Source organism: Gilliamella sp. Pas-s95, from assembly GCF_009795795.1.
Lineage (GTDB): Bacteria > Pseudomonadota > Gammaproteobacteria > Enterobacterales > Orbaceae > Gilliamella > Gilliamella bombicola.
In genome coordinates this window covers 82,039-92,595 of the sequence record NZ_WTFC01000004.1, presented here as the reverse complement: position 1 = coordinate 92,595, position 10,557 = coordinate 82,039, and the positions used below count along the sequence as shown (strand labels likewise).

The following is a 10,557-nucleotide window of genomic DNA, read 5'->3' as shown; positions in this document are numbered from 1 at the left end:
TTTTAAAATCGAATGTATATTTTTTTGCCATAATTTTGTTCCCAAAAGTAGATTTAAACAATCCAACTTTTGGGGGGCAGTTCATATACCCAAGCCCTAAATAATCGCTTAAATTGCTATTTTGACGGGATTAACGCCATCCAAAAGGTGAAATCATTCTTCTTGGTTGGCAATAATTCTAGTTTCCAGTCAAAAAAGCCTATTACAGTGGAAAGCAAAAAGGAAACAAGTGTAAAAGTACGCACTAAGTACGCAGTGAAAACCGTTTTTTTAATGCGTACTAATCATTGCATGGGGTGTTTTTTTAAAAGTAGGTTTCTTGAGTCCATAAAAAGGAGAATGGGAAAACAAATACCACCAATCAGTGGTATTAAGTTAACAGATTATTTCCTATCTAATTTAGCTAGTTTTTCGCGACAAGCATCCTTAACCCATGCGCTAAAGTTGCCTTTGCCTGCCGATAAATCAATCTGTGCCAGTAAATCATCTTCAAAGCGAATATGTTTAGTTGTGCTATTAGAACGCTCAAAAGACTTTTTATCTTTTTTCTCTTGCATTGGTAGTTACCATTATGATAAATTAAACTTAAAAGGTAGTTACCATTATATGGGAAATTATCTTAAAAAAGCAATGCCCCGAAGTGCTGTAACACTATCGAGGCATCTAACCACAATAACATTAACAGAGGTAATGATTATGGCTAACCGCTATGATAGCGCACACCTATGCGCAAGACAATCCAAACCATCTAAATCAAGTAAAAAACACTTGCACAATCTCAATCATTCGGGCTATATTGATAGCGCCTTAGCAAAATCTAAGGTCAGGATTGGAACCCTGAACAGTTACTTGGCGACACATGACGCCCAAAGCGTCTTTTTTTGTGTCAATGCTTGCGCACACCTATTTATCAATATTTCTTCTATGGTGGCGTTAGTGGGGCATCCGAAAGGATGGCTGGGTCACCAAGTAACCAGTAGTTCCAACCCTGCTAACGTCACCGCCAACGAGATTGGAACCTCTAGCGGTGATTATGTAAATCATTACTTGGAGGCTGTCACTATGACTACTATCCCTACCCCTATTATATCCACTCAAAAACTATATAAATTTTATGACCTATCAACGGCTCAAGTAGTCCAAACAACGGCAACAACCGAACGCCAAGCACGCAAGAGCCTAGGCAAATCATCCCTTATCTTTATTGCCAGAATTCGCTTATATCCAGTTATTGAAGACACTAGAAGCTTTGGAGGTTATAGCCATGAATAACGATCAGTTAATTTGTAATGTTGAATCTAAACTTATTCAAGTTCGGAGCATGGCTAAAATCGCCTTAGACAACACTAATCACAAGTATGCAGGATATGACGAGCCTTTTATTGAGCAAGCCGATATGAGTAATTTACTGTGGGTTATTGTTGATTTGGTAGAGCAAGCTTTTGATGAGTTACAAGAGTATGGGTTAACGGAGGATAAGAATAATGGCTAATATCTCACTGGACGCAATAAATACTATCAATACAAAACTAGGACAAGCCAACGCTATCGCCACGCTTTTAATGGTGGATTGCGATTCTGATATACCAATTAATGATGAGTTACGCGCCTATGCCCTTAATGCTGTATCAGACTTGATTAACGATTCTAAAAAGCTATTTAGAAGCGAAACCGAGCGCAAGGAGACAAAGAATGAAAGAGTTTGATTTTGTCCATAACGGTGACAGCACTATTACCGCATTAAGGCTTAAAAATGGCAAATATGTAGCACTACTTTCTTTTGGCAAGGATGAAATCCCTAGCCTGCTCGCTGATGTTACTAAACGACTACCGCCCGAAGTTAGGCGATACATGGAACAAATTAAGGGGTAAATCATGAATAATCAGCAAGAAGTAACAGCAATTCACCATAGTATCGTTGATTCTACCATGGTGATTATCGCAGGCTTATTTTTAATTGAGCAAATCAATAAAAATGATGCCAAGGTGTTTATTCATGAGGGTATCAAGATTGATATTGATAAAGATTTAATTGTTTTAGGATTAAAAGTTAGTCTTGAAGAATGTTTGATTGAAGACTTTGGCGAAAGTGAGGGGTTAAACCGCACCTATGGGCTATTAAAAAAGATGTACGCCGAAAGTGACGATAAACCTATGGCACTAACGCAATTCGGGCAAGAAATGCTTGCAACGTTATTTATTGATTTGGCCGAAGATATCAAAGCTGAATCTAACGCGGTAATTCATTAAGGGGGATGTAATGAAAATCAATGAAATTACAGCCCAAGCTGTAAGTAAATGGGATTATGTCTTTCAATCATTAGGTATTGAGGTGGGTAATGGCAAGCATTGCCCTTGCCCTGTTTGTGGGGGTAAGGATAGATTTAGATTTGATAACCAAAATGGTAGAGGTACTTACATCTGTAACCAATGCGGTAGTGGTGACGGCTTAGAGCTTATCAAGAACTATTATCACTATGACGCTAAAGAAGCATCAAATAAAGTAGCGGAGTGTTTAAATCTGTCTAATCAGAATGACCAAATACGGGAAAATATCGCATTTAATAACATAGATTCAAAACAATTACATAACGATAACATACCAGATAATCCTGTATGTAAAAAGGTCGAGTATTTGCTATCTAAAGCAACATTAGGGCAATCTCAATACCTGACCAAGAAAGGGTTAACCTTTGATTTACCCTTGTTAGATAACGGGCGCATTTTTGTGCCCATGCTGAATCTTCATAATGAATACGCAGGCGCACAGTTTATCGAATCAGACGGCAGTAAGCACTTAATGAAAGGCTCAAATAAAAAAAGTGCTTTTATATTAGTGCGCTCAATATTGAGCAGACCTGCCGAGGTGTGCGCAAATTTGCTCACACATAATGAAATTATTATCTGTGAGGGTTTAGCCACAGGGATATCGATAGCGGAATTCCGCCATCAGGCTATTGTTATATCCGCCATTGACGCAGGCAATCTTATTCATGTAGCTAAAGACATTCGTGAGTTAAACCCTACCGCTAAAATCATTATCGCAGGTGATAACGATATTGGCCAAAGCCCGAATACGGGCTTAGCTAAAGCAATAGAGGCAGCCCAAGCGGTAAATGGTTATTACTCCGTTCCTGATACAGATTATAAATGTGATTGGGACGATTATAGACAACAATTTGGAAGCGATAACGCTTCGGTTCATTTTAATAAAAACCTCATAAAACCAGAGTTACCCACCGTGACAAAACTTAACATGCAAAACGAGTTATCAAGTATGAACCTATCGCAAATGGCATCAAGCCAACGCGCTGAACTGCTCAATCAATATTATGATAATAACCTTGCGATTAATCTTACTACCGATGAAATCTATCACTATCAAGATAACGCATGGCAACCTATAAGCGATAAACTATTAATGCGAACACTAGCCGATTTATTCACCCAATCAGGCGAACCTTTTAACCCTATGCGAATTAGCTCAGCGGTTGAATCGCTCAGGTTATCACTGCCGATAATGGGAACACCTCAGAAAGATTTAATCTGCTTTAAAAATGGCGTATATGAGCTAAAAAGCCAAACCTTTAGACCTCACAATAAGCAAGATTGGCTATTAGTCAGTAATGATATTGATTACTACCCTGCCAAAGAAAAGGAATCTTTTGATACTCACGCGCCCAACTTCGCTAAATGGCTAAAAAGAGCATCAGGCAATCAAGATAAGGCAAAAAATATCTTAGCTGCGCTATATATGATATTGGCTAATCGTCATGACTGGCAATTATTCTTAGAGGTTACAGGCGCAGGCGGTAGCGGTAAAAGTGTTTTTGCTGAAATTGCGACGATGTTATCAGGTAAAAACAATACTGTAATAGGTACTATGGACGCATTAGAAAAGGCAAGAGACAGAGCCTTAATCGTGGGTTACTCATTAGTCATATTACCCGACCAACCGCGTTATATGGGCAGTGGAGCAGGATTAAAAGCAATTACTGGCGGTGATGAAGTCGCAATAGACCCAAAACACAAGCAACCCTATTCTTGTAAAATCCCTGCGGTAGTCTTGGTTATCAATAACGAGGCAATGAGATTTAACGAACGAAATGGCGGTATATCACGGCGTAGGGTTATCTTTCACTTTGGCGAGGTCATCCCTGAAAAAGAGCGAGATTTAAACTTGGTTAGCAAAATAGAGCAAGAGCTCCCCTCAATTGTGAGGTTGCTATTAAATGAGTTTACCAGTCCAGCAGAAGCTAAAGAAAGACTACACCAGCAACAACAATCAGACGAAGCGACGGCGATTAAACGCGAATCCGACCACTTGGTGGATTTTTGTAGTTATCTTGATGCGCTTGATTATCCCAATGGTATGTTTATTGGCAATATGGGAATAATGCCCTTTAACCCCCGAAAATATTTATATCATGCTTATATTGAATACATCCGCAATACTGGTTTAAACAATCCGCTATCACTAACGCAATTTGGCACATCGCTTAATTATGCAATGAAAGAAAACGGTAAAGACTACATGCGTAAAAGAGCAAATAAAGGGATGAGGACCAACGTAGAGCTTAATATCAATACTAGTCAAGATTGGCTACCCAAAGCCGAAGAACCAAAACTTAAAGGAGTATAAAAGAAAATGAAATCATTGAAATCACTTGCTGACGCTATAGCGGAAACTTATGTTAATGAAATGATAGCTAAACAAGGTAATACCGTATTTACCTTTGTTAACGATGGCGACACTTATACAGGAACTATCACAAAAGAACACTTATCGTCGGGGTTAGTTGAACTAGCGCTATTTTGTACAGAAAACGGTAGAAAATCTGACCCATTTCATTTTATCGAAGATATGATTAATTTTTATAGTAAACCTTGGCATATAACCGACTGGGGGAATAGCGCTATAAAAATATATACCGAACAATCATTACTACAAACCCCAACGCGCGTTTATCATTAGGAGGTCATTATATGGCAAAATACTCATCACTAGATAAGGATTTTACTATTACTTGCAGCGTAGAACTAAAAGACTTACTAGAAGCAACTGACAAAGCCAAAAAAGAACTTAAGGAATTAAGTGATAGTGGAGCGAAAGCATCAAAAGGCATAGATAAATTAGAATCCTCAGCAAAAAGCGCAGGAGGAGCACTTGGTAAGCTTACTACTATTGCTAAGGCTGTATCTGCTGCCCTTGTTTCTAGCACCGTGATTGCATACGCTCAAAGCTGGAACGAGCTAGAAGACCGTATACAAAACACTGGGGCTACAGCATCACAAACTAAAGACATTTTAGACCAGCTTTTAGCCACATCAGACCGAAATGGTCGCACAATTGAAGAAACATCTGAGCTATATATTCGCCTTTCAAATTCAATGGGCGAGCTAGGTTATAGTACACAAAGTACAATATCTTATATTGATACACTATCTAACTTGATGACCATCAATAAAACAAGCGCAATCGGTGCGGAATCAGCTATCAACGCTCTTACCAAAGCGCAGATGAAAGGGAAACTTGCAGGCATTGAAGCAATGTCTGTTTTTAACGCAATGCCTAGCGTATTAGGAACGTTAACTAATTATCTCAAAAAGAATGCAAAATCAACAAAAGAAGCAGAGAAAATAACTGAACAGTATGTAAGACAGCTAGCAACTGATGGCAAGTTATCTATGTCGGAATTTACCGATGCTATGATAGCCGCACAAGAAGAAACTGCTGCGCTTGCTGATAATATGCGCAACACAGTAACCGATGGTATTAACCGTGTTACCAATAATCTTAAAAAATACTTTGGTGAGCTTAATAACTCAACTGGCGCAACAAAAGTTTTAGTTGATTCGCTTATTTTGATGTCTCAGCATGTTGATATTTTAATGACGGGCGTGGGTGCTTTAGCGGCTATTTATGCGGGTAAATATATCACATCGCTAGCTAGCGTGACTAAACAGAGCGCCGAACAAACAATTGCAAATATTCGACAAGCACAAGCTGAAAAAGTTTTAATTCAAGCCGAAATAGAGCGAATTAGCGAGAACATCAGAGCGTTAGAAGTTCAGAAGCAGAATATTATTCTAGCTCAAACGCATTGTAATAGCTTACGCGCCCAAACATCATTAAATAAACAGCTTATCGCGGTTGAAGCCCAGTTAGCTACAGCAACAAACAAACATGCAGCAGCGCAAACACAGCTAAACACAGCAATAAAAACAACTTCTTTAGCTGCCAATGGTCTAAGGTCAGCTATGGCTTTGTTAGGTGGACCTGCTGGCGCTGCTATGTTGGCGGCTATGTCGCTGTACCATTTCTATGAAAAGGCAAAAAATGCAAAAGAAGAAGCTGTTGGTTTAACTGGAAAAGTGAAAGCACTTTCTGAACAGCTTAATTCTTTCGCTGATGAAAAATTAGTTGTTATTAAAGATGAAGCTGTCAAAGATATAAAAAATGCACAAGAGCAGTTGAAGTTATTACGCGTCCAAATGAATTCAACACAAGATATCTTGGATGGTAAAGGCATTTACTCAAATGAAGAACGAATAAATAAAGCTCTTGTCACTAGGAATAAACAGCGTGAACAAGAAAAAGAAATTCTTGACGGAATATTGGCAGCCCAAAAACAAATAGCAGAAGTTGAAGACATACTAGCTTCCCGTATAGGACCAAAGCTTGTAAATAATGGTAAGGAATTAGCAAAAAACTGGGATGACGCATCAAAATCAGAAATTGATAAAAAGCTTGCGAGCATATCCAAAGAGCTTGAAATTGCTAAGTTGAAAGCCAAAGAAAATAGTGAAGCGGCATTTGTCTTGGACGGGCTTTATTCGGCGTTGGGTGATAGAGCTAATGAGTATAGGGAAGACTTAGTAGCGCTGGCACTTGGTCAAACCAACTTTACTAAGTTAACAAATGACCAAGCGGTTGCTTTACAGCCGTTGATAGCAGAATTAAGAGCGTTGTCAGCGGAAAACAATAAAATTAAAGCAAGCAATAAAAAAGGCACAACAAAATCATACGCCGAAGAAGTCAAAGAGCTTAGCGACAAGCTAGAAGTGGCTAAACTCGAATCTAAGGGTATGACGGTTGAAGCTGAATTACTTGCTATCACACAAAAAATGGGTAGCAAAGTTACAGCAAAACAAACTGAAGAACTTAGAAAGCTAATCGAGGCATCGCAAGCTTATAAAGAGCTTGGTTCATTAAAAAGCCCAATTGATATTGAAAAAGATTCATTCAAAAAATCGAAAGAATCGCTAGATAAACTACACGAGCTTGGCGAAATTAAACAAGTTGAATACAACGCTAAGCTGGAACAACTAGAAAAACAGCATCAAATCAACATGGCTAAAATTAAGTCTGACGCTGTTGTATCTAAAATTGACGACGCTGTAGCACAAGTTGACCCTGTCCAAGCCCTGAAAAATGAAAATGATAGAAAACTTGCTTTAATCCAAGAATTCGAAAATCAAAAATGGATTACAGAAGAAAACGCAATAGCATTGCGTGAAGCAGCTAATCATCAGTACGAACAAAATCGTATCAATGCACAATGGGAGATATGGCGAAATCAAAGTGATGCTAACGAGTTTTTAGCGTCATCATTGGAGGGATTAGCAAGTAGCGCAACAAGTACGATATCGGGGCTGATGTCAGGTACGATGACAGCAACACAAGCAATGCAAAACTTTGCTAATGTGATTTTGAACGAAGCTATCGGTTCATTGGTTCAGATGGGTATGCAATACGTCAAGAACGCAATTGTAGCAAAAACGACATCAGCAGCAACAACGGCGGCTCAAGTATCCGAAGCTACGTTATTAGCAGCAGCATATCAACCTGCTGCTATGTATGCTTCAATCGCAACGCAGGGCGCGGCAGCAACTACAGGCGCAACATCGTATGCAACAGCTATTGGCTCAATGAAAGCGTTGGGTATAGCTGGTGCTCGTAAAAACGGCGGTCCAGTAGATGCTAACTCAATGTATAGGGTTGGAGAGGGCGGAAAACCTGAAATTCTAGTTGCTGGCGGAAAGCAATATCTAATACCGGGCGAAAATGGACAAGTATTAAGCAATCGCCAAATTACATCTAATGGTAAAGGTGGCGGTTCAGTAATAAACATGACATTTAATACACCGATTCATCTAGACGGAAACGGTGGCATGTCTGAACAAGACGGACAGCAGCTAGCTAAAAACATTGAGCAAGCTATCCGTGCGCAGATTATGAAAGAACAAAGACCAGGAGGGCTGCTAAATCGTCGTTGATTTTATAAATGAATTTTCATATTTTTACCCCAAAAACCAGTCAGGAAAGATATTGATTTTATTAAAGTTTTTCTGGCGTTTTTGGAGTTAAACTAAACAACCCTTTTTTTTTAATCGCGTTTTTAATCCATTGAAAAATATAGATTAATTTAATAGCTAGAAAAAAGGTTTATTTTCGAAAAAATGGATAAAATTTAGTTAAAACAAAAGGCTATGTTTTATATAATCTGTTCACCGTAGAATAGGAAGATATAAACCGCTTTCGAGCGGTTTTTATTGCGCTTGGATAATAAGTCTCTTACTATTAGTTCAAATAATATATAGGAGTTGGTATGAAAAGAATCTTGATAATTAGCCTAGTTAGTATCGCTTTAACTGGTTGTGGTGATGATAAAGTTACTAAAGAATATCTTGTAGGTGATTGGCGCTGTATTGATAACCAGTATCAAAGGCAGAATAGCGGAGCTAATGAAGATTTTGGGAGTTCGGTGTCATCAATTGAGGACACTACAACATTCAGAATAATTAATAATGAACTTTATCAAATAAGTAAAGATAGAGGAAATATTATTATTGACCTAAGTAAAGCGGATTTATCCAAAGATGAAATATCTGATACTTATAAAACTCATATTGTGAATACTATAAAGGCAATTGATAAAGACACATTTAAAACAGTACTAATAACAGAAATAAAGAATATTAACAATGACACCAACATTATTGATCTTAGAACGAAACTAGAAACTGTCTGCACAAGAATAAAATAACCTACATTAACTACTGGTGACTAAGAATGGCAATAAAAGTAAAAGGTGTTAGAGGATGCATAAAAGGTTTAGATAACACCGTAAACAACATAATCAAAACTAAAGCAATTAAAGCGATGCATGTTTCGATAATTGTTGGAGCTAACCAAGCAGCGCTTTACACCCCAATCGACACATCTAACTTAGTTAATTCGCAGTATAGAGAAGTAGTCGTAAATGGCACCCGTATAACTGGACGAGTTGGCTATACTGCCGCTTATGCCGCGTATGTTGCTGACCCAAACCATCCTATGAAGTTTAAGCGCTCTACCGCTAAAAAGGACTTTTTAAATAAAGGCTTTGAAGATGTTGAAGACCAAATAGTAAACATCTTTAAAAAAGAGCTATTCAGTTAAATTGTAATGTACACTTGCACACAAATTCTGACAAAGATTGGATACCAAAAGCTGAAGAAGTAGCTCGTAGTTAATATTTGTTAACCTATGAACCGCCTAATTTGGGCGGTTTTTTGTTGTTCGCTTATGTAAGATAAGATACATTAAATGGGTATTTTCTTATAAATAAAAGGTTTTAAAATTGAGTAATTTATCTCTCGATGAAATTTTATCGCTTTATAGATTTAATCAATATTATGGTTCACCATCAGAATATTTTTATTCTAGTGGCCTAATAATTGATTGGGCTGAAAAACAAGTTATACAAGGTGATGATTCAGAAATACTATTGATTATTGCTTCTTTGGGACTTGATAAAAAAATAGATAGCGATGAGGTTATGACGTACTTAAAAAGATATCTTTCCGAAAAAAATATTTCTATACCAAGCATTAATTATAGCTGTTTAGTTTTCATGAGACTTTTTAGCCAAAAAATTATGATATGTAATAGTTTAGAAGATATTGGCGATCTTCTTCATAGTTTTGTATTTAAATATATAGAATTTGGAAACAGATATTTTCATCGAATAAAGCACTATTGGCTTTTTATCTATTATGATTACTTTGATATGTATGATGGTCTTAATTGTTATTGTGCCGAAAAACAACTTAGTGAAGAAAAACGATATACAAGAATAAAAGCCTTAGCAAAAAGATTTTATTCTTTTTTAAATAATAAAGAAATGGTGGAATATTTAGCTAAACATATATAGCTAGATCTAAATTAATCCATTATTTATCTTGTGGTGAACACCTAAAGTGTACACTTGTGAATAGTAAATATTCAAGTATACACCGCTCAAACCCTTTTAGAATAAGGATTCAAGCAAGTAGTGAACACCGTGAACACTTTTTTATAAAATTTTATTTTTATGGGGGGAGGTATAAAAAATCTAAAACATAATTAACGGATACCGCTCACCTAGATAAATTTTTACACCGTCAAAATTCTAAAACCAATTTTTTTAACCTTTCAATGTGACAAGATTAAAATACCTAATTTTGGGGGTCACTTTTTGTTTTAGGTATACGTTTAGGTATACGATTCGATTTTTAAAAGTTAATCTTCCA

The 10,557-nt window shown here is 37.2% G+C and carries 12 protein-coding genes; 11 read left to right on the top strand and 1 reads right to left on the bottom strand.

What is annotated here, in order from left to right:
* Nucleotides 1-383: 383 nt before the first annotated feature.
* Nucleotides 384-557 carry a YlcI/YnfO family protein gene (locus GQ598_RS02050; RefSeq protein ID WP_160402132.1) on the bottom strand — a complete coding sequence of 58 codons (174 nt, stop codon included), beginning with the start codon at nt 555-557 and terminating at the stop codon, nt 384-386.
* A gap of 49 nt (nt 558-606) precedes the next feature.
* Here GQ598_RS02050 and GQ598_RS02045 point away from each other — a divergent pair, with 49 nt between their 5' ends.
* From GQ598_RS02045 to GQ598_RS01995, 11 genes are all read left to right on the top strand, one after another.
* The gene (locus GQ598_RS02045) at nt 607-1,272 is read left to right on the top strand and encodes a host cell division inhibitor Icd-like protein (protein ID WP_370516514.1); all 666 of its coding nucleotides are present in this window, start codon (nt 607-609) and stop codon (nt 1,270-1,272) included.
* On the top strand, nt 1,265-1,492 hold the full coding sequence (locus tag GQ598_RS02040; RefSeq protein ID WP_160402130.1) for a hypothetical protein: 228 nt from the start codon (nt 1,265-1,267) through the stop codon (nt 1,490-1,492). The genes GQ598_RS02045 and GQ598_RS02040 overlap by 8 nt, the downstream gene beginning before the upstream one ends.
* The gene (locus GQ598_RS02035) at nt 1,485-1,706 is read left to right on the top strand and encodes a hypothetical protein (RefSeq protein WP_160402129.1); all 222 of its coding nucleotides are present in this window, start codon (nt 1,485-1,487) and stop codon (nt 1,704-1,706) included. The genes GQ598_RS02040 and GQ598_RS02035 overlap by 8 nt, the downstream gene beginning before the upstream one ends.
* Nucleotides 1,693-1,872 carry a hypothetical protein gene (locus tag GQ598_RS02030; RefSeq protein ID WP_160402128.1) on the top strand — a complete coding sequence of 60 codons (180 nt, stop codon included), beginning with the start codon at nt 1,693-1,695 and terminating at the stop codon, nt 1,870-1,872. The genes GQ598_RS02035 and GQ598_RS02030 overlap by 14 nt, the downstream gene beginning before the upstream one ends.
* Before the next feature lie 3 nt (nt 1,873-1,875).
* Nucleotides 1,876-2,250, top strand: a complete 375-nt coding sequence (locus tag GQ598_RS02025; RefSeq protein WP_160402127.1) for a hypothetical protein — start codon at nt 1,876-1,878, stop codon at nt 2,248-2,250.
* 10 nt (nt 2,251-2,260) lie between these two features.
* Complete coding sequence (locus GQ598_RS02020) at nt 2,261-4,642, top strand: primase-helicase zinc-binding domain-containing protein (RefSeq protein WP_160402126.1); 2,382 nt, start codon at nt 2,261-2,263, stop codon at nt 4,640-4,642.
* Nucleotides 4,643-4,648: 6 nt separating this feature from the next.
* Nucleotides 4,649-4,975 carry a hypothetical protein gene (locus GQ598_RS02015; RefSeq protein ID WP_160402125.1) on the top strand — a complete coding sequence of 109 codons (327 nt, stop codon included), beginning with the start codon at nt 4,649-4,651 and terminating at the stop codon, nt 4,973-4,975.
* 11 nt (nt 4,976-4,986) lie between these two features.
* On the top strand, nt 4,987-8,280 hold the full coding sequence (locus GQ598_RS02010) for a tape measure protein (RefSeq protein WP_160402124.1): 3,294 nt from the start codon (nt 4,987-4,989) through the stop codon (nt 8,278-8,280).
* Between the two features lie 332 nt (nt 8,281-8,612).
* Nucleotides 8,613-9,050: a hypothetical protein gene (locus tag GQ598_RS02005; RefSeq protein ID WP_160402123.1), complete on the top strand. Its 438-nt coding sequence runs from the start codon at nt 8,613-8,615 to the stop codon at nt 9,048-9,050.
* 26 nt (nt 9,051-9,076) lie between these two features.
* On the top strand, nt 9,077-9,445 hold the full coding sequence (locus GQ598_RS02000) for an HK97 gp10 family phage protein (protein WP_160402122.1): 369 nt from the start codon (nt 9,077-9,079) through the stop codon (nt 9,443-9,445).
* 181 nt (nt 9,446-9,626) lie between these two features.
* The gene (locus GQ598_RS01995; RefSeq protein WP_160402121.1) at nt 9,627-10,199 is read left to right on the top strand and encodes a hypothetical protein; all 573 of its coding nucleotides are present in this window, start codon (nt 9,627-9,629) and stop codon (nt 10,197-10,199) included.
* Nucleotides 10,200-10,557 lie beyond the last annotated feature (358 nt).

Coding starts and splice junctions, on each gene's coding strand:
- GQ598_RS02050 (WP_160402132.1), bottom strand. CDS start 557: ATGCAAGAGAAAAAAGATAAAAAGTCTTTTGAGCGTTCTAATAGCACA.
- GQ598_RS02045 (WP_370516514.1), top strand. CDS start 607: ATGGGAAATTATCTTAAAAAAGCAATGCCCCGAAGTGCTGTAACACTA.
- GQ598_RS02040 (WP_160402130.1), top strand. CDS start 1,265: ATGAATAACGATCAGTTAATTTGTAATGTTGAATCTAAACTTATTCAA.
- GQ598_RS02035 (WP_160402129.1), top strand. CDS start 1,485: ATGGCTAATATCTCACTGGACGCAATAAATACTATCAATACAAAACTA.
- GQ598_RS02030 (WP_160402128.1), top strand. CDS start 1,693: ATGAAAGAGTTTGATTTTGTCCATAACGGTGACAGCACTATTACCGCA.
- GQ598_RS02025 (WP_160402127.1), top strand. CDS start 1,876: ATGAATAATCAGCAAGAAGTAACAGCAATTCACCATAGTATCGTTGAT.
- GQ598_RS02020 (WP_160402126.1), top strand. CDS start 2,261: ATGAAAATCAATGAAATTACAGCCCAAGCTGTAAGTAAATGGGATTAT.
- GQ598_RS02015 (WP_160402125.1), top strand. CDS start 4,649: ATGAAATCATTGAAATCACTTGCTGACGCTATAGCGGAAACTTATGTT.
- GQ598_RS02010 (WP_160402124.1), top strand. CDS start 4,987: ATGGCAAAATACTCATCACTAGATAAGGATTTTACTATTACTTGCAGC.
- GQ598_RS02005 (WP_160402123.1), top strand. CDS start 8,613: ATGAAAAGAATCTTGATAATTAGCCTAGTTAGTATCGCTTTAACTGGT.
- GQ598_RS02000 (WP_160402122.1), top strand. CDS start 9,077: ATGGCAATAAAAGTAAAAGGTGTTAGAGGATGCATAAAAGGTTTAGAT.